Origin of the sequence: Ornithinibacillus jepli, from assembly GCF_047228935.1 — a bacterium.
GTDB lineage: Bacteria > Bacillota > Bacilli > Bacillales > Amphibacillaceae > Ornithinibacillus.
Map to the genome: position 1 here is coordinate 1 of NZ_JBFEGG010000003.1, position 19,493 is coordinate 19,493.

The window sequence follows — 19,493 nt, forward strand, 5'->3', positions numbered from 1 at the left end:
AGCCATTAGCTCAGTCGGTAGAGCATCTGACTTTTAATCAGAGGGTCGAAGGTTCGAATCCTTCATGGCTCACCATTAATTTCACTCCAATTAGCGGAAGTAGTTCAGTGGTAGAACACCACCTTGCCAAGGTGGGGGTCGCGGGTTCGAATCCCGTCTTCCGCTCCATATATAGTTAAAGTGCCGGGGTGGCGGAACTGGCAGACGCACAGGACTTAAAATCCTGCGGTAGGTGACTACCGTACCGGTTCGATTCCGGTCCTCGGCACCATTAGCGCCCGTAGCTCAATTGGATAGAGCGTTTGACTACGGATCAAAAGGTTAGGGGTTCGACTCCTCTCGGGCGCGCCATGAAACGGGAAGTAGCTCAGCTTGGTAGAGCACATGGTTTGGGACCATGGGGTCGCAGGTTCGAATCCTGTCTTCCCGACCACTAATAAGAAGGGGCCTTAGCTCAGCTGGGAGAGCGCCTGCCTTGCACGCAGGAGGTCAGCGGTTCGATCCCGCTAGGCTCCATATTATCAAACTGCTCTTTACTTAGAGTAATTTAATAGATTGCTATTTAACGCTTCTGAAAAAAATGAAATAATTCATTCATTATTAAAATGGAGGTATACCCAAGTCTGGCTGAAGGGATCGGTCTTGAAAACCGACAGGCGGGTCAAACCGCGCGGGGGTTCGAATCCCTCTACCTCCTCCATCTAAACCATATGAATGGCTCGGTAGCTCAGTCGGTAGAGCAACAAGCAATACTTCCACCGAATTAAACTACGAGTTACCCCGAAGAATAAACATCTTTGATATTGCTAGTAGATGCAGGGGTCAAAACATGGTAAGAAAGTTTGTTTATAAAGATTAACTTCATAATAATAAGGCTCGGTAGCTCAGTCGGTAGAGCAACGGACTGAAAATCCGTGTGTCGGCGGTTCGATTCCGTCCCGAGCCACCATTTATGCGGGTGTAGTTTAATGGTAAAACTCCAGCCTTCCAAGCTGATGTCGTGGGTTCGATTCCCATCACCCGCTCCATATATAATATGGGCCTGTAGCTCAGCTGGTTAGAGCGCACGCCTGATAAGCGTGAGGTCGGTGGTTCGAGTCCACTCAGGCCCATTAATCAAATAGAATCTTGATTCCAGTCATACTAGTTCCATACAATTGTATGTTGATATATTTTTTTTGCGCCCTTAGCTCAGCAGGATAGAGCAACAGCCTTCTAAGCTGTGGGTCAGAGGTTCGAATCCTCTAGGGCGCGTTACTATTGTTAAAATAAATAGGGCACTTTTGATTGCTGGGAGAGCAAAAGCATTTCCCTTGATCTAGAAGTAGTTAATCCCAGAAGTTTCTTCTGAAAAGATTATAATTAGGAATTCCTTTCCTAATTATAATCTTTTTTTTATGTAGGATTTCTTGTTGCTTTCAATACTAAGATTTCTTTATAACGTGACATCGAGTGAGATGTAAATAGGATATAAAACCAAGGTAATAGCTAAAATCAGTTTTGGAATTACGTAGTTTACTAGATAAATTAAGCTCTTATTTACTTTCATCGGAAATTAGTGATAATGGAACTTATGATATAATTAGAACGTTAAATATATTCAGTGATTACATATCTATTAATAATATCAAAAATCTGTGAGGTGGGTAATGACTAATTCAGATGTGAAAGTTCACGTGAATTCAAATGAAATTATGTGGCATACAAATGAAGGGTTGTTAACTTTTGATAAAGGACCAATGCTAATGTTTTGGGAATCTGCTATTGAACTCTTTATGAACACAATTGAAGAGGTTTCAGGTTCTGAAGTATCGAAGACAGTATTTGAAGCTACTGGTTATCGAATGGGGCATCTTGTAAGTAGCTATTATGAAGGACGTAAGGATATAGAGGGAGTTCTTGAAGAATACAATGATGTTTATAGAAATGCTGGATGGGGTAGCTTCACGATAGTCGATTACTCCTTTGACGAAAAAAGAGCAATTGTCCGGCTAACAAACAGCTGGGAGCACCGGATTTTTAAACATTCGGATCGGGACAAAGCTGGAGTTCTCTTACCAAGTCACTGGGCTGGCATTTTTGCAGGGTTATTTAAAGAAAATATGTGGTATAACATTACCAAAAGCCAATTGAACGGTGATATGTATGATGAAATTGAGATTTTCGTTTCTTCAATTACTGTAACCAAAAATATTCATGAATTAACTAGACAGACTGAAATGAAGCATATTCAAGATTTGGAGAAGAAGGTAAACGAAAGGACAGCGGAATTGACCTCTTTAGTCAGGGAACTATCCACACCGATTATTCCCGTCTTACCAGGTATTCTGGTAACAGCCATGATTGGGAATTTTAATGAGGAACGGATGTCGGATTTAATGGAAAAGGCATTGGTTGAAGTGACCAAGCAACAGGCTAATTACCTGCTAATTGATTTAACTGGCCTGACCAATTTAGAGGCATATACCATTAGCTGTATTCAGAGTTTAGTTCAGGCAATTCGATTACTAGGTGGAGAGTGTGTTTTAGTAGGGATATCCAATGAGTTGAGTTTAAAAATCACTTCGTCATCTATTGACATATCCAGCATTTCCTCCTTTTCAACACTTCAACGAGGAGTAACATATGCCCTTGAGCAAATGGGGTACGAGATAGTAAAGAAAGCAAGATTTTAAAGTTATTTGGTTATTTTATATTGGATAAGGTGTATACGAGAATTAAAATGGATTCTTCTACAAGGACGAATCGATGTGTTGTTATTTCTCATAAATGTTCCTTAAAAAATAGGGGTGGACAGTTAACCTGTTCCACCCTTATTTGTAACTATCATTTAATTGTTTCAGCGCTATTTTTTCAATCGCATATGCTACGCCGCCTTCATTATTAGTACGAGTTTCAAAATCTGCTACTGCTTTCACTTCGGGTATTGCGTTCCCCATCGCCACGCCGCATCCTGCATATTGAATCATGGATAGATCATTACCGTTATCACCAATACACATTACTTCCTCTTGTTTAATGTTGAGTAGTTCTGCTAGCTTTCTTACAGCGTTTCCTTTACTTACACTTGGGTGAACAAATTCTAGGAAGTATGGTGAGCTTCGTACAATGTTGTACTGCTCTTTAAGGCTCACCGGAAGTAATTGAATAGTTCGCTCTAACTTGTCCGGTTGATCAATATACATAACTTTTGGTATGGAAGTATCTTGTGGAACATCGCTCACTTTACGATATCCTAGTGGAATATTATTTAAATATGATTCTAGCACTGTGTACTTACTAATGTCGGCATTAGGTGTATAAAGACCATTGACATCAAAGAAGTGCATTGGAGAGTTCAGCGCAATACTATGCTCGTAAAGATTTTCCAAATCATCGTGAGAAAGCGATAACTCAGCTACAACCTCGTTTGAATGTGTTTTTTGTACTAATGCACCGTTATATGCAATGGCAAAGTCGCCTTCTTCGTCTAAGTTTAAATCCTCAATGTAGCCACGCATGCCACCAATTGGACGTCCTGAGCAAAGTACTATTTTGATGCCTTGTTTTTTTGCTTCATTTATTACATTTTTTACATCTTCAGGTACTTCATGACGGTCATTTAATAGAGTGCCGTCCATATCTATTGCTATTAATTTATACATAATGATCCCCAATCTATAGTTGATAGTTTTATTATAGGACATTGGAGAGGGAATTGTCACTTCATGAGGAAGACAACAGGACGGGTTCCTTATGATTCGGGAGGATTATACTAGTACATATGATATCAAGTTAATGCCGAAAATTATGTAACATTTTTTTAAATTAATCACCATATGATGGAACTAACAAATTTTCTACTAATCAGCATTAGGAGGATACATGAAAATAATGAAGATTAACTTCCACTACCTCATAACCACCCTAATCTTACTCTTCATCAGTTCCATCATCATCTGGTCGCTATACCAAAATATTATCCTAACCCCTGAACATGTCGTTTTAATACTAGTTATCGCACTCATTGGACTCAGTTTTTCCTTTGACAAATTGAGCATTGGGAAAATCTTCTCTGTGGAAAAGAAAATGAAAAAGGTGGAGGAAAAGCAGGAGGAATTAACGGAAGAAAATCACCGATTAACTATTGAAAACAGTCGATTCAAACAAGAAATGCTTACATTTATGGTGAATTCTATGAATCAAATTTCCAATCAGTTGAGCAACCAGACCGTAACGATTAACACTGGTGCAAATGTTGTACCTGCTTCAGAGGGGGAGGTTAACGATGGACCCATGGACCACCCTAAAAATGAATCGCCTAATCATCCACTTGAAGATAATGAGGCAATTCCTACAATGAAGCAAGAAAGCAGTAAGACCGTAACAGGAAACACGGTTTCTACCACAGAAGAGAATACTGTTCGAAAAGCATTGAAACAGACTGTTAAGAAACTAGGACTCTCTTTACATGAAATCAATTATAACGTAAGGATTGATTTTCCAGATAAGTATTCCATGGAAAAGCGGAAAACGTATGATGCATTTCTTAATATTGGTGAAGCACATTATTTCTTTAAAGTGATGTATTCTCCATTTAACATGGCAAACGTGGATCGGGTTCAAAATATGTTGAACGATCTTAATCTTTATATGAAGCGGAATGATGTTCGGGCGAAACTTGTGCTTATATTAATTGATCAGGATAATGATGAAAATCAAAAAATGGAGGGTTATTTGGAAAAATTTGAGCGGAGGTATATGAGCTATTTTCAGCCTGCGATAGAGAGAGGCTGTTTGATTATTGATGGGTTTGAGGTGGATGGAGATAACTTTTAATGGATTAGATTGTTTATATATTTTAAGTCATTAAAAACCGAACAATCAAGGTCAGAGATACCTTTGTAATTGTTCGGTTTTATTATTCAACAACTTAATTAATCTTCCGCCAAAGTGTACTTCTACTAATACCTAATCTGTTTGCTGCTTTAGTTTGGTTGTAGTTTTCTTCTAAGAGTACCTGTTCAATAATTTCTTTATTTATTTGCTCTAGTGTTTTATTCGGTTGGATAAGAGAATTAGGTGATTCTGTACTTGTGATATTCTTATTGTTTAAAACTATATTGACGGTAGATTCATCAACATAAAAATCATTGGTTAATATAAATAATTCCTCGACAACTCTTTTTAGTTGATCTAAGTTAAATGTCCAGTGAAATTTTTGTAATTGATTCAACGCCTCTGGCTTTAATCCTAGTATCTGATTACCATACTTAGGGGCCATTTCACTTAAGAACAAACTTACAATGCTTGGAATATCTTCTGTTCTTTCATTTAAAGAAGGCAGTGATAGTGGGAATGCCCCTAAATCATTTCTTAAGTATAGAACAAACGGCCCTTGTTCAATTGTCTTCGAATAAGTACTATCGAATGAGAAAATTAAACGGTTCCGTTTGTGTACATAGGAATTGCAAAAATACGATTCTAGTAAAATTTGATACTCTTCATTAAGTAAATGAAGGTTACGGATGTAAATGGTCAGATCATCCTGTAAAAAAGGTGAGTTGTCAGATTCGAAAAGTAACTCCCATTTTTTATTATTCATATACATTACGTCGATAATTACCATAGGTTTATTATGGTAATTGCTTCTTTGATAGATTGCATGTGCTAAAGTATCTTTTCCAGTTCCTTTTTCCCCGTACAACAATATCGGTGTATCTGTTATGGCAAGTGATTTTGCATTATGAATTACATTGGTAAATACTATATTTGATGATGTAAACGTATCTAAGTCTACTTGTGGACTATCAGTACTATTTTTATAAATAATAGATTTATCCATAGGCTTAAACGGTGATTTATGCCTTTTAATGTAAAATGTAGGGGAGTTTTTCCCTTCTATCAAAACATTTTTCCCTGTAATGTGGTAAGAATCATGTTGAATGGTCTTAACTATCACAAGTTCATCTTCTGTTATCTTGTCACAGGCCGAAGTACATTCTTTAACTAATAAAGGGGTAACCTCGTCATTTTCCTTTATACTTGAATAAATTACCTGTCGCTCCTTGTTAAATGCTAAAACGCTTTCATTTGATTGTTGAATAATTCCCTCGGTTAATAATGTTTTTTCTTTCAATTTGGATAAATGATTATTAATTGAGATGATATCAGAGAATGCATTTAGCACGGTTTCTCTACCAGATGTAACAAGGATCGAGTGAAGCCCTAATTTTTTGGCATGACTAACGGTTATTACATCTCCTACTATCAAACTAACACCATTAGATTTTAAATGGTTGATGGCATTTTCTATATCTGCAATAAAATGTAACGTTTGAATTTCAAGATCAATATTGTTGAGCTGTCCAATTATTTCAGCGGTTTCGGTTATACTTTTAAAACCTACTATTCCAAACCTTCCAGAATAGTTTTGTGCAAGTTTAATTGCTCGCATCATATCGATAATGGATAGCTTCATATCGATGACTGGTAAATCTGTTATTTTTTGAATCTGTTCTGCAGTACCGGCTCTAGAAAGAATAAAATCATAACCCAAATTTGATTTCGATTGTACAAGCTTTACTCCGTTCAGCATGTCCCCAACATATGTATGAACCTCTATCTCTTCTATTTCATCCGCCACTTTATCAATAAGCTCTTTAAGACCGTAATAGGGTGCTATTGCGAGTATTTTGATTTTCTTCAATTGTGACCACCTCTAGTTCTATAATCATACTCACATTCTACCACATTTTAATTTTCAAACAAGTAAACGTTTTAAAATGAAACTAAATTCTAATATTGAAGAATAATAATTTTTAAATTGTTTCATAATAAAACAAAAAATATCTTTGAAATATGTGAAAGCGCTTCAGATTGTGTTAATATGAAAAGTAAGTTTTTTAATACTAACTCTGGGGGGAGCATAATTGAAAGCTGCAGTAGTAGTAGAACCTACTAAAATTGAAATTCAAGACATAGAGGTTCCAAAAATTACTTCCAATGAAGTACTTATTAAAGTAAAAACAGTAGGTGTCTGCGGTTCAGACTTACATCTATTTAAAGGGACACACGCTTTCCGTAACCCGCCGGCAATATTAGGACATGAAATTGCTGGTGAAGTAGTGGAAGTTGGTTCGGACGTAACAAAGTTTAGCGTCGGTGATCGTGTGACAGTAGAGCCACATATTGGTTGTGGTGAATGCGAATATTGTGAAAAAAATCTAGTAAATCTATGTACTGGCAAAAAGGCACCCGGTGTTCCAGGGTGGATTGGAACATTTGCGGAGTACTTTAATGCACCAGAAGATATAGTTTATAAAATAGCAGATGATATAAGCTATGAGATTGGTACATTAGTTGAGCCACTTGCAGTAGGTATTCACGCTATTGAAAGAATAACTGTTCCAGAGAAAGATACTATTGCTATATTAGGTTCTGGAACTATTGGACTACTAACGTTAGTAGCGGCTAGAGAAGCAGGATATAAAAACATCATTTGTACCGATACACAGCCTTTTAACTTGGAAATGGCTAAAAAACAGGGAGCAGTACTTGCGTTAAATCCTTTAGAAGATGATGTAGTGGCTAGAATAAAAGAATTTACGAATGGTCGAGGGGTAGATGTGGCAATTGTTGCTGCGGATGCACCAGGCATTATTGACCAAGCATCTTCTATCGTAAGAAAACGTGGAGAAGTAGGTATTGTAGCAATGATTACTAAGCAAATACCAGTTGATACGTATAGCTTTGTATTCAATGAAATCTCCTTATTTGGAGCAATGACTTATGAAACCAAGGATTTTGAAAAAGCAAGCGAGTTAGTTAATGATGGATTAGATTTAAGCGATTTCATTACACAACGACTACCTCTAGAGAAATCACAGCAAGCTTTAGATATCCTTAATGAAAAGAAAGAAAATGTAGTTAAAGTTATAGTTGAAGTAGATAAATAGAAAGGGAGAATGAAAAATGAAAAGGATTTCAATAAAATTAATTGCACTTTTAATCATTATTGGTATTGTGATGGCGGGATGTTCAGATGATTCTTCTTCATCAGAAGGAGGAGAAGCAGTAACACTGAAATTGGGTCATATTCAATCTGAGAATGACCTTTGGCATGATGGAGCATTAAAGTTTAAAGAAGAAGTGGAGCGACTTTCAGAAGGTAACATGAAAGTAGAGATTTATCCAAACTCTACTCTAGGTGGAGATAGAGATATGGCTGAAGGTATGCAAATCGGAACTGTTGACTTTGCTTTAGTTGCGGGAGTTCTTGGGAACTTCGAAGACTCTATTCAACTATTAGAATTGCCATATTTATTTAGTAGTCAAGAAGAATATAACAAAGTTATTCATGGTGAAGTTGGAGAGGAAATTGCTAATCGCGTCTTAGAAGCATCAGATATTAGAATTTTAAATTGGTGGGACCGTGGACCAAGACATATTACGGCAAATAAACCAATCAATACGTTGGAAGATATTAAAGGCTTGAAAATGAGAATTCCAGAAATCAAGGCAATGGAACATACTTGGCAAGCAATGGGAGCTTCTCCTACAACAATGGCATGGAATGAAGTTTACACTGGTTTAGAGCAAAATGTTATTGAAGCTCAAGAAAACCCTATTCCATTTATCTATGGTGGACGTATTCACGAAGTACAAGAGTATTTATCATTAACAGCTCATAAATACGAGTACGTTACACTAGCTATGAGTGATATGACTTGGTCTAAGCTTACAGCTGAGCAACAAGAAATTATTCAAGAAGCTGCAGATATCGCTACTGATTATGAAAATCAATTAGTAAGTGAACAAACAGATGAGATTCTTGAGACTATGAAAAGTGAAGGTCTAGAAGTAGTAGAGCCTGATGTACAAGCATTTGCTGAGGAAGCAAGAAAGTCTCATGAGGAGTTTGCGAAAACGATTGATATTGATCTTTATAACCAAATCGTAGATGCACTTAAATAGAAAAAGAAGTAGGAGTGAAGAGAGTTTTCTTTACTCCTCCTTTATTACGGATTGCGAGGTGTAAAAGTTGAAAAAGCTAGATAACATTCTGGTGAAAACGTTGTACTATGTATGTGGATTACTTATGTTTTTAATGGTATCGGTAGTTACAGCTCAAGTAATATCGAGGTATCTATTTAATAGCCCATTTACATGGACAGAGGAGCTTGCTCGCTATACTTTTGTTTGGGTATCTTTCTTAGGAATGGCTATAGCAGTTAAGTATGGATCTCATATTGCATTGGATATGTTAGCCCGAAAATTGACCGGCATTAGCCGTAAATCATTAATGGTCTTCAATAATTTATTGGTTTTAGTATTTTCAGGAATATTAACATACAGTGGATTTGAATTTGTGAAATTAGGAGCTAGACAAACTAGTCCAAGTTTATCATTACCGATGGATATCGTTTACCTGGTTATTCCTATTTCGGGAATTCTATTAATCTATTTTGTTTTAAGTGAAACGATACAAAATATTATGAAGAAAGGGGATGAATAGAAATGGGTGCCATACTTTTTGGAGCTTTTGTAGTCTTACTGGTACTAGGCGTACCAATCGGTTTTGTGTTAGCATTATCCTCCATTGGTGCTATGCTTGCAAGTGATTATCCTATAGTGGTACTAAGTCAACGATTATTTACCGCACTAGATTCATTCCCTTTTATGGCTATTCCTTTATTTATGTTAGCTGGTTCTATTATGGGACATGGTGGAATCACTAGAAGAATAATAGATTTTGCATTATCTATTGTAGGAAATATTAAAGGTGCGTTAGGGCATGTTGTAGCTACAAGTGGAATTATGATGGGAGGTATTTCTGGATCTGGTGTAGCAGATACAGCTGCTTTAGGTTCGGTTATGGTCCCAGAAATGAAGAAGAGAAACTATGATCCAGGGTTCTCTGCGGCATTGGTAGCTGCTTCTGGAAGTATCGGTCTGATTATACCACCTAGTATTGCCTTAATTATCTATGGTGTAACAACACAATCCTCCATTGGGGACTTATTTGTGGCAGGTATTATTCCTGGTGTGTTAATTGGATTAGGATTCTTTGTTTATTCCTATTTTGTGGCGAAAAAGAAAGATTATCCGAAAGAAGGAAAAGTAAGCTTCAAAGGCGTTTGGACTAGCTTTAAGAGGGCTGCCTTTGCTTTAGCGATGCCAATAATCATCATTGTTGGTATTAGAGGCGGAGCTTTTACAGCTACTGAGGGTGGAGCAATTATTGCTGTTTACGCTTTTATTATTAGTGCGTTTGTTTATAAAGAAATAAAATTAAAAGACCTACCTAAAATATTCTTTGACGCAGCATTAAGTACAGCAATTATTTCTACTATTATTGCTGCTACATCATTATTTGGTTGGTTATTATCCAGTGAACAAATTCCGCAACAAATTACATCTTCACTATTAAGTATTACAGATAATCCAATATTGTTATTGCTAATTATTAATCTAATATTGTTAGTAGTAGGGATGTTCTTGGATAGCGGTCCGGCTATTATGTTATTAGCGCCGATTCTAGCACCTGTTGCAGGAAGTCTAGGGGTGGATCCGGTACAATTCGGTTTAGTAATGGTTATTAACTTGACGATTGGTTTACTAACACCACCTGTTGGAACTTCTATGTATGTTGCCAGTAATATTTCAGGAGTACCAATTATGGAACTATCGAAAAAGCTTTTACCATTCTGGGCTATTATGATTGCTGTCTTATTACTCGTGACGTTTGTTCCTGAAGTGACAACTATTTTCACAAAGTAGATATTAACATAGGAAAAAAATAGTTAGAGGAAAGGAATTTTAGATATGGGGAAGATTATTTTAGGTATTGTAGCGGATGATTTTTCGGGCGGAAGTGATGCAGCTTCTTTCTTGGCAAAACAAGGTATCAAAACCTATTTGTACAATGGTATACCAGGAGAAGAGCACCAAGTTGATGGTGACAATATCGCCGTTGTCATTGCATTAAAAACTAGAACGGAAGAAAAAAACAAAGCAGTTTCTGAATCATTAGAAGCTTTTCGCTGGCTGAAGGATCATGGTGCAACTCAATTATATAGTAAGTATTGTTCCACATTCGATTCTACAAAAGAAGGAAATATTGGACCTATCATTGATGGGGTATTAGAGCTGTATAATATTCACTATACAATTCTTGCCCCAGCACTTCCTGTAAATGGACGAATTGTGAAGGATGGACAATTAATTGTTAATGGTGTTCCTTTAAATGAAACACATATGAAACACCATCCATTAACACCAATGTGGGATTCAGATATAGCAAGTTTAATCGAACCTCAAGGAAAGTATCCGAGTCTTAACATTAGCCATGAACAGCTGGAATTAAGTAATGATGAGATTATGTCCATAATTGAAGATTTTGGCAAAGATAAAGCGCATTTTTATATTATTCCTGATTATATAGAGGAAAAACATGCACAAAAAATTATCGAATTGTTTGGTGATTTACCGCTATTAACTGGTGGATCGGGATTGATGACAGAGCTTGGTAGAAAATACAGCAGTGAACATTCTGAAACGGAAATTTATAGAAGTTCTACTACTGGAAAAGCTATCGTTCTTGCGGGAAGTTGTTCTGTAGCAACTCTTCAACAAATTGAGGAATTTCAAAAACTAAACAAGCCATCATTTAGAATTGACCCATTCTTGTTGGCAGATGGAACACAAACAAAAGAAATGCTATGGGAGCAAATTCAAGCTTCGGAGGAAGATGAGGTCTTAGTATATAGCTCAGATAAGCCAGAGAATGTTAAAGAGGCACAAAAAGTAGGAAGAGAGAAGGTCTCCCAATTATTGGAACAAACGACAGCTTTTCTTGCGAAGAATGCAGTAGCTAATGGCTATAATCGAATCATTGTGGCTGGTGGTGAAACATCAGGTGCAGTAACTAAGACACTTGGGTACAACTCGTATTTAGTTGGAGATAGTATTGATCCGGGTGTTCCAATTATGGTTCCAACCCAGAACCAAGATATAAGATTAGTGTTGAAATCAGGGAACTTTGGAGACAAGGATTTCTTTGTTAAAGCTGCAAACATGACAAAGGGTGATTCTCTTGACTAATTTGGAGAAAAAAATAGCTGATGCAATTTGGATTGGTAAGGCTTTATTTGACAGAGACAAGGCTACAGGCTCTTCTGCTAATATGAGTTTTCTGCACGAAGGGAAGATCTATATTACTGGAAGTGGAACTTGCTTTGGGAATTTAACTAAAGATGATTTTTCGGTAACGAGCTTAGAAGGGGAACACTTAACTGGTATTAAACCGAGCAAGGAACTTCCTCTTCACAAAACGCTTTATGATAAGGATAATTCCATACAAGCTGTTATCCATACACATAGCTTTTATTCAACGTTATGGTCATGCTTAAAGCATGAAAATGAAAAAGATATTATTCCGTCTTACACCCCATATTTAAAAATGAAGATCGGAACTATAGGTTTAGTACCATATGGAAAACCTGGCACGGAAACACTATTTAATTTCTTCAAAGAGCGACTTCATGATAGCGATGGTTATATTTTACAAAATCATGGACCAGTAGTAGGCGATAAGGATTTATTATCTGCTTTTTACGCACTAGAAGAATTAGAAGAAAGTGCTAGAATAGCATGGGAACTACGAAACGACCAACAAAAAGCGAATTTGATAAGTGGATAGGTGACTTAAATGTCTTTCCCCGCTTGAATACTGATTAAAGGTAAAGGGATAGTTTTCGAGAAAACTATCCCTTTAAAATTATGTATATATTTAATTCTGTATAGAAATAAAACATTTATATTTGAAGTTTTATTTGGATTTTTCAAGAACTTCTTTTCATTTCGTAATGAATGAACCCACTACAAACAAATAACAAAATCTACGTATCTCCTAAATCAATATTTTCCCCTACTTAGACAAAACAAAGTCATTCCCCTTCATGTGACTAACTTTCGGTAGACATTTAAATGTAATAAAATTTATAACAGTTTAATATAGTACAGATATAGCTTGGACAAGGAGAACTTTATATGTATAATCTGTTTCCTGTATTAAGCCAATTATCAACGTACCGTCTTACCTATTTAACCAATGATATCACTGCAGCTATTATTGTTACGCTTCTTTTACTTCCTCAAAGTATGGCCTATGCACTTGTTGCTGGAGTACCTATTTCGATGGGGCTCATTGCAGCTACTATACCCTTAGTTATATACGCTATATTTGGAGGGTCTAGGTATTTGACAGTTGGACCGGTGTCTGTTGTCTCCTTATTATCATTAACCGGATTATCCACTTTAGCTCAGCCAAGCTCTTCTGAATATCTGATGTTAATCATTGTACTGGCATTTTTAGTTGGTGTTATTCAATTAGTCATGGGGATAGGGAGGGTTGGAACAATCTTAAAGTATATCTCTTCTTCCGTAACCTATGGCTTTACCTCAGCATTAGCTATCATTATTATGTTAAATCAAATCCCGTCCATTCTTGGAGTGAAATTGCCGAAGTATCAAGGGTTCTTCCGTTATGTGGAAGAGGTGGTAACGCATCTTTCTATGACAAATATGGTAACATTCGCAATCGGGATTGGGAGTATATTCATCCTTTTCTTATTTCAGAAAAAAATGGACGTAAAAATTGGACCGCTATTTGTAATCATCCTCTCGGTACTTATTGTCGATAACTTCGATTTAGAAAAGAGAGGAACAGAAATTGTTGGTTTCATTCCACGGGATATTTTTGGGACAACTTTTCAATTTCCAACACTTGATATAGTATGGTCACTTTTGCCAATAGCAATAACGATCAGCTTCATATCTTTCTTTGAATCGTATTCCGTAGCGAAAACATTGGCAGATAAGGAACGAGAATCTATCAATCCCAATCAAGAGTTGGTTGGGATTGGCTTTGCGAATATAGCAAGTTCATTCGTTGGCTCCATTCCGGTTGGCGGAGCTGTATCACGAGCAGCAGTGAGCTATGAATCTGGTGCAAAAAGTAATTTATCTATCATCATTACTGCATTGTTTATGCTGCTAGCTATCTTGTATGTTACCCCAATGTTGTATTTTCTCCCGAAAGCTACACTTGGTGCCATTATTATTATCGCGGTAAAGAATCTAATTAATTTTCATCCTTTACGTATGAAACATGGAATATCAGAAGCAATATTATATGTCGTTACTTTTGCTACAACTTTATTGGTTGACGTGTTTTTAGGGATTATTGTCGGTGTGTTTATTTCATTAGGCTTAAATGTTTTGTCAAGATTGAAATGAAGTTGGGATGAAATGAAATAATTCTAGTATCAGATAATAATAATTCATACTAAAGTTTCATACTATATTTCAGAATATTTGTTATAATGCTCCTAGAGAAATAAATTGAAATATGAGGAGGCAATAAAATGGATGTTAGTGGAATCTTGCAAGTAGTCGAAAATAGTAAACTAGTCTACCCAAACGAAGAAAAAGCTCGTAAGACATCAATTGGATCTACAAATGCCTTTCAGAAACTATTAAAAAAATCTCAAGAAGACCCTGCAAGCTTTTGGGATAGTGTTGCTAGTGAGCTTGAATGGTTTGAGCCATGGAAGAAGACGATGACCGGGAATTTGCCTGACTTCCGATTCTTTGAGGGAGGAATTAGCAACCCTAGCGTTAACTTACTTGATCGGCACATTGCAAAGGGAGCGGGAAACCGAACAGCACTAATATGGGAAGGTGAAAACGGCGACACCAAGTTTTTCACCTATAATATGTTACTAGCGGAAGTAAATCGTTTTGCTAATGCATTACGCTCATTAGGAGTGAAAAAAGGGGATGGTGTCGCGATTTATTTACCGAACTTGGCAGAGGCATTTATTGCAGTTTTGGCATGTTTTCGAATTGGTGCGGTATACAATGCCATTTTCTCAGGATATTCGGAGAAATCACTTAAGGACAGGCTAACCGCCTTTGAACCGAAAGTTATGGTAACAGCAGATGCAACCCAGCGCCGTGGGAATAAAATTTATTTAAAGGAAAAGGTAGATAACGTCGTACCAGAAATTTCTTCCGTTGAAGCGGTTATTGTGGTTAATCGGTTTGGTACTGAAGTCAATATGCAGGCAGGTCGTGATTACTGGTGGGAAGATTTACGAGCAAGAATGAGTAAAGATTGCGAGCCGGAGCGAATCGAGGCAAATGAGCCTGGCATTGTGTTTTATACAAGTGGGACAACTGGTAAGCCAAAAGGGGTTGTACACTCAGGTATGGCTTTTGTCGTCCAAAACTACATTTATGCCAAATACCATATGGACCATAAGGATGACGATGTGTTTTGGTGTTCAGCTGATATTGGTTGGCTTACGATGCATATTTGGGGAATTGTAGGCTCTTTGGCGAACGGGGTTACAACCGTTGTATATGAAGGTGCCCCAGATTACCCAACAAAGAATCGCTTTTATCAAATCATGGAAAAATATCGTGTTAATAAGCTCTTTACAGCACCAACCGCGTTACGTATGTTAAAAAGTTTAGGTAATGAAGTGTTGAAGCAATATGACCTAAGTGACCTTGATGTAATTTCGTTAGTTGGTGAACCATTTGATGCGGAAACCTGGCGCTGGACTTATGAAACGCTTGGGAAAAAGAATATCGCGGTAAATAATACGTGGGGACAAACCGAAACAGCTGGTTGTCCAATTGCTGGTGCAGCATGGTTAACACCGATGAAGCCAGGGTCAGCAGGAATACAATTTTTAGGTGCCGATGTTGCGGTTGTAGATAATGAAGGAAATCCCGTTGGACCTAATACATTAGGTAATCTCGTTATTAGAAAACCATTCCCAATGCTATGCCGAACGTTATGGAAAGAGCCAGAACGTTACTATAATGCTTATTTCAGCCAAGTTGAAGGATGTTATTTTGCTTCTGACTTAGCTTTAATCGATAAAGATGGCTATATATGGGTCGTTGGTCGTTCGGACGATGCATTCAATGTTGCTGGTCACCGGTTAAGTACGATGGAAATGGAAAGTGCAGTTTTAGAGGTGGAAGGTGTTTCCGAGGTCGCGGTTATTGGGGTACCGGATACGATTAAGGGCGAGGTGCCAGTTGTTTTTGTACGTCTAGCGGATGGATATGATGAATCAGGTTACCTGTTAAAAAATATTGAGGCTAGTATTGTGGAACAAATCGGATCTATCGCAAGACCGAAAGAAATCATTGTATCGAAAACACTCCCTAAAACAGTAAGTGGAAAAATCATGCGTAGATTACTAAAGGAAATTGTCGTGAGAGGTACGGTAACTGGGGATATAACAGGACTAGAAGACCCCGATACAGTAACACAAATTCAAGAAAAAATATGGGACAAGGGGACAGGTTCCTTGTCACGAAAATAGCTCTACTTTTGAGGGTGGGACAGGGGAAAGTTCCCTTGTCCCAAAAACAGGTCTATTTTTCCAACTCATTGCCAATACTGTCTACCAATCATGTATTTTTTAAAATGCAATAGGAGGAAAAGAACATGCCTTTTTCTCGAGGAGATGGCCATAAATTATATCTTGAATTACAAAAGCAACACAGTGTAGACACCAACAAAAAGCTAAAGGAAGCTTTAGAGATTAAGGTTTTTTATGAATCACTTAATTATGAAACATTGAAATTAGTATATTACCGAATGATTAAGGAGCAGAATGGATTAGGGATTATTCCTATCTATGTAACATCCATTCCTTGGCTTCTATTTTTATTTTCTGGTAAAGTCCAAGATTTTTTGTTTCATGATGGAAGTAAGCTTTGGGTAATCTTTATCACCATATATTTAATCCTCTTAACCTTAAGTACCATTTCTCATTTTAGAGAAAAGGCGTGGGCAGCCCTTCATATCGAAATAATCACAGACGTTTTACGGGACAAAGGATCAGGTTCCTCGTCCCAGAATGAACATTGATGTGGGAGGAAGTCTCTTTTTTGTCCCATGTCGTTGAAGCGATAATCGACCTGTCCACCTTTCCCATTTTGTGTTACTATCATACATACAGTATTTTGTGGTGGAGGGAAATTATGTATAACGAACCGATTTTTTTACAGCCTGTATTTCAGGAGAGAATCTGGGGTGGACAGAAGCTTAAGACAGAATTTAATTATGATATTCCATTTGAAAAAACGGGGGAAGCTTGGGTTGTTTCGGCACATCCGAATGGTCCTAGTGAAATTCAAAATGGACCATTACAAGGGAAAACATTAGCAGATGCTTGGAAGGAACATGGTGAATTATTTAATAAAGACCTTGAAAATGTGGAGGATTATCCGTTGCTTGTGAAAATATTGGATGCGGATGATGAATTGTCCGTACAAGTACATCCTAATGATACATATGCCCAAAAAGTGGAAGGTGTACCATATGGAAAAACGGAATGTTGGTATGTTTTATCTGCTGAAGAAGGTGCTGAATTAATTTTAGGACATCATGCTAGTTCACGTGAGGAATTAGAAAAGATGATGGATAATGGGGAATGGGACAACTTGCTGAAACGTGAGAAGGTAAGTGCGGGAGATTTTGTCTATGTCCCAAGTGGTACGATACATGCGATCGGTAAAGGCATTGTGATATTAGAAACCCAGCAAAGCTCAGATATTACTTATCGTGTATATGATTATGATCGTACAGATGGAGCTGGTAATAAACGTGAGTTACACCTTGATCGGGCGAAAGAAGTGACTACTGTACCGCATCAACCCACTGAGACTGAACAACAAGTAGTTACAGTCGAGGGGCTAACGAGCAAGAAGCTAGTAAAGGAAAATTATTTTACGGTTTATCATTGGAATTTAAATGGTAAGGTAGTTCAATCATTAGAAAATGACTTTTTACAAGTAAGTGTAATAGAAGGAAGTGCTGAAATTATAGTAAATGGGAAAGCATTCCCAATTGTAAAAGGAACTCACTTCATATTACCTCATGGTGTTAAGGAATATGAATTAGTTGGAAAAGCAGAATTCATTGTTTCGCATACGTAATAAAAAAGCTGTTGCCAAACTTGCAACAGCTTTTTCAAATATCATTATAAAGTGAGCGCAATAGCACCTTTAATCCCTTGTTCATCATTTAGCTCAGGTGCAACAATCAATTCCTCGATATGTTCTAACCCAATATAGCCGTTTGAAAGCGCAAGTACTTTACTACGGATAAGCGGATAAAGCTGCTCCTGTTTCATCACCCCACCACCGATAATTATTTTCTCTGGTGCAAGAATGAGAAGGTAATTGATGATTGCTTGTGCTAAATAATCTGCTTCTAACTCCCAAGCTTTATGATCCGTTCCTAAAGCATATCCTTTTTTACCATACCGCTTTTCGATTGCTGGTCCGGAGGCAAGACCTTCTAAACAATTACCGTGGTATGGACATATTCCATCAAAGTCATCATCTTTTCTTTGTTGGATAAAAATATGTCCCATTTCGGGATGGGTTTGGCCTATATAGGTTTGCCCATCTTTCACAAATCCTGCTCCAATCCCTGTACCGACAGTTATATAAAGTGCACTTTTTGAACCTTTTGCTACACCAAATTTATATTCCCCAAGAGCTGCAGCATTAACATCCGTATCTAATGTAATTGGTACATCATAATCTTGTTTTAAGCGCCTTAAAAGATCAAACTGCTTCCATTTCAATTTTGGTGTGTTTAATATGTATCCATATGTTTTCTCTTCTTTGTTTAAGCCAACAGGACCGAAACTACCAACACCAAGTGCCTTGATGCTGTATTGGTTGAAAAATAGCTTTGTCTTGTTCAATGTTATATCAGGGTCTTCAGTAGAGAAAGTCGTTTTATCAATAATATTTCCGGATTCATCACCTACAGCACAAACAAATTTAGTTCCACCAGCTTCAATTCCACCTATAAACATAATGTTCATCTCCTAAATACGTATATCTTTTCCACTATAAAATAACATGATAGCACGTATTGAGAAAGAATAGACTAAAGTTCCTAATTAAATTAAGGTGTAATAACTAGGTGGGAAGTCTAGTTTTTTAAAAAGAAATGAAAACGTTTTAATCATTTCCTCTACATAGGGGAAATTTAATGTGTGTAGCTGAAAGCGCTTTAGTATTAATCTAAATATAGAATCATAAATCAATATTTTACAACACTATCTTAGGAGGATTTATATATGAAAAATATATTACTAGCATGTTCAGCAGGTATGTCAACAAGTCTTTTAGTTTCCAAAATGAAGGAAGCAGCAGATGCGAAAGGGATTGACGTGACTATCTGGGCTGTTGCACAAGACAAAGCACCAACTGAAATGGAAAAAGCAGATGTTTTATTAATCGGTCCACAAATGAGATTTATGAAAAAGAAATTTGCTGTAGTAGCAGAGCAAGTAGGGATTCCGTTAGATGTTATTGATCCAGTGGCTTATGGCCGAGTGGATGGAGAAGCAGTATTAAATAAGGCATTAGAGTTAATTGGTGAATAACCAATAAGAGGGGGA

At 37.0% G+C, this 19,493-nt stretch carries 16 protein-coding genes and 10 tRNA genes; 23 read left to right on the forward strand and 3 right to left on the reverse strand.

Annotation, left to right across the window (positions count from 1 at the left end; all coding sequences use genetic code 11):
• Window positions 1-93 precede the first annotated feature (93 nt).
• The 11 genes from AB1K81_RS11835 to AB1K81_RS11885 all read left to right on the forward strand — a co-directional run bounded on the left by AB1K81_RS11835 (window position 94) and on the right by AB1K81_RS11885 (window position 2,675).
• Window positions 94-168 (forward strand) — tRNA-Gly (locus AB1K81_RS11835).
• A gap of 14 nt (window positions 169-182) precedes the next feature.
• Window positions 183-271, forward strand: a tRNA-Leu gene (locus AB1K81_RS11840).
• A 3-nt stretch (window positions 272-274) separates the two neighbouring features.
• Window positions 275-351, forward strand: a tRNA-Arg gene (locus tag AB1K81_RS11845).
• 5 nt (window positions 352-356) lie between these two features.
• A tRNA-Pro gene (locus AB1K81_RS11850) sits at window positions 357-433 on the forward strand.
• A gap of 10 nt (window positions 434-443) precedes the next feature.
• Window positions 444-516, forward strand: a tRNA-Ala gene (locus tag AB1K81_RS11855).
• Between the two features lie 91 nt (window positions 517-607).
• Window positions 608-700: transfer RNA gene (locus tag AB1K81_RS11860), tRNA-Ser, on the forward strand.
• Between the two features lie 173 nt (window positions 701-873).
• A tRNA-Phe gene (locus AB1K81_RS11865) sits at window positions 874-949 on the forward strand.
• A 5-nt stretch (window positions 950-954) separates the two neighbouring features.
• A tRNA-Gly gene (locus AB1K81_RS11870) sits at window positions 955-1,028 on the forward strand.
• 10 nt (window positions 1,029-1,038) lie between these two features.
• Window positions 1,039-1,112: transfer RNA gene (locus AB1K81_RS11875), tRNA-Ile, on the forward strand.
• A gap of 68 nt (window positions 1,113-1,180) precedes the next feature.
• Window positions 1,181-1,254: transfer RNA gene (locus AB1K81_RS11880), tRNA-Arg, on the forward strand.
• Between the two features lie 395 nt (window positions 1,255-1,649).
• On the forward strand, window positions 1,650-2,675 hold the full coding sequence (locus tag AB1K81_RS11885) for an STAS domain-containing protein (protein ID WP_412976866.1): 1,026 nt from the start codon (window positions 1,650-1,652) through the stop codon (window positions 2,673-2,675).
• Between the two features lie 138 nt (window positions 2,676-2,813).
• Here AB1K81_RS11885 and yidA read toward each other — a convergent pair whose 3' ends face one another.
• Window positions 2,814-3,644: a sugar-phosphatase gene (gene yidA, locus AB1K81_RS11890; RefSeq protein ID WP_412976867.1), complete on the reverse strand. Its 831-nt coding sequence runs from the start codon at window positions 3,642-3,644 to the stop codon at window positions 2,814-2,816.
• Window positions 3,645-3,864: 220 nt separating this feature from the next.
• Between yidA and AB1K81_RS11895 the strand changes: the two genes are divergently transcribed.
• Window positions 3,865-4,818, forward strand: a complete 954-nt coding sequence (locus tag AB1K81_RS11895) for a hypothetical protein (RefSeq protein WP_412976868.1) — start codon at window positions 3,865-3,867, stop codon at window positions 4,816-4,818.
• Window positions 4,819-4,912: 94 nt separating this feature from the next.
• Here AB1K81_RS11895 and AB1K81_RS11900 read toward each other — a convergent pair whose 3' ends face one another.
• Entirely contained in the window at window positions 4,913-6,688 is a 1,776-nt protein-coding gene (locus AB1K81_RS11900; protein WP_412976869.1) for a sigma-54-dependent Fis family transcriptional regulator, read from the reverse strand.
• A gap of 223 nt (window positions 6,689-6,911) precedes the next feature.
• Here AB1K81_RS11900 and AB1K81_RS11905 point away from each other — a divergent pair, with 223 nt between their 5' ends.
• The 10 genes from AB1K81_RS11905 to manA all read left to right on the forward strand — a co-directional run bounded on the left by AB1K81_RS11905 (window position 6,912) and on the right by manA (window position 18,009).
• Complete coding sequence (locus AB1K81_RS11905) at window positions 6,912-7,937, forward strand: zinc-dependent alcohol dehydrogenase (RefSeq protein WP_412976870.1); 1,026 nt, start codon at window positions 6,912-6,914, stop codon at window positions 7,935-7,937.
• Between the two features lie 16 nt (window positions 7,938-7,953).
• Complete coding sequence (locus tag AB1K81_RS11910; RefSeq protein WP_412976871.1) at window positions 7,954-8,955, forward strand: TRAP transporter substrate-binding protein; 1,002 nt, start codon at window positions 7,954-7,956, stop codon at window positions 8,953-8,955.
• A gap of 67 nt (window positions 8,956-9,022) precedes the next feature.
• Window positions 9,023-9,496 carry a TRAP transporter small permease gene (locus AB1K81_RS11915; RefSeq protein WP_412976872.1) on the forward strand — a complete coding sequence of 158 codons (474 nt, stop codon included), beginning with the start codon at window positions 9,023-9,025 and terminating at the stop codon, window positions 9,494-9,496.
• Window positions 9,497-9,498: 2 nt separating this feature from the next.
• A complete protein-coding gene (locus tag AB1K81_RS11920) occupies window positions 9,499-10,761 on the forward strand; it encodes a TRAP transporter large permease (RefSeq protein WP_412976873.1) in 1,263 nt (420 codons plus the stop codon).
• A gap of 45 nt (window positions 10,762-10,806) precedes the next feature.
• Entirely contained in the window at window positions 10,807-12,084 is a 1,278-nt protein-coding gene (gene otnK / locus AB1K81_RS11925) for a 3-oxo-tetronate kinase (RefSeq protein WP_412976874.1), read from the forward strand.
• Window positions 12,077-12,682 carry a class II aldolase/adducin family protein gene (locus AB1K81_RS11930; RefSeq protein WP_412976875.1) on the forward strand — a complete coding sequence of 202 codons (606 nt, stop codon included), beginning with the start codon at window positions 12,077-12,079 and terminating at the stop codon, window positions 12,680-12,682. The genes otnK and AB1K81_RS11930 overlap by 8 nt, the downstream gene beginning before the upstream one ends.
• Before the next feature lie 350 nt (window positions 12,683-13,032).
• The gene (locus tag AB1K81_RS11935; protein WP_412976876.1) at window positions 13,033-14,280 is read left to right on the forward strand and encodes a SulP family inorganic anion transporter; all 1,248 of its coding nucleotides are present in this window, start codon (window positions 13,033-13,035) and stop codon (window positions 14,278-14,280) included.
• Between the two features lie 128 nt (window positions 14,281-14,408).
• Entirely contained in the window at window positions 14,409-16,388 is a 1,980-nt protein-coding gene (locus AB1K81_RS11940; RefSeq protein WP_412976877.1) for an acetate--CoA ligase, read from the forward strand.
• A 125-nt stretch (window positions 16,389-16,513) separates the two neighbouring features.
• The gene (locus AB1K81_RS11945; protein WP_412976878.1) at window positions 16,514-16,939 is read left to right on the forward strand and encodes a hypothetical protein; all 426 of its coding nucleotides are present in this window, start codon (window positions 16,514-16,516) and stop codon (window positions 16,937-16,939) included.
• 113 nt (window positions 16,940-17,052) lie between these two features.
• Window positions 17,053-18,009 carry a mannose-6-phosphate isomerase, class I gene (gene manA / locus AB1K81_RS11950; RefSeq protein ID WP_412976879.1) on the forward strand — a complete coding sequence of 319 codons (957 nt, stop codon included), beginning with the start codon at window positions 17,053-17,055 and terminating at the stop codon, window positions 18,007-18,009.
• Between the two features lie 44 nt (window positions 18,010-18,053).
• On the opposite strand, the gene AB1K81_RS11955 is transcribed toward manA, so the two are convergent.
• Window positions 18,054-18,902 carry an ROK family protein gene (locus tag AB1K81_RS11955; protein ID WP_412976880.1) on the reverse strand — a complete coding sequence of 283 codons (849 nt, stop codon included), beginning with the start codon at window positions 18,900-18,902 and terminating at the stop codon, window positions 18,054-18,056.
• Between the two features lie 267 nt (window positions 18,903-19,169).
• Between AB1K81_RS11955 and AB1K81_RS11960 the strand changes: the two genes are divergently transcribed.
• Window positions 19,170-19,478, forward strand: a complete 309-nt coding sequence (locus AB1K81_RS11960) for a PTS sugar transporter subunit IIB (RefSeq protein ID WP_412976881.1) — start codon at window positions 19,170-19,172, stop codon at window positions 19,476-19,478.
• Window positions 19,479-19,493 lie beyond the last annotated feature (15 nt).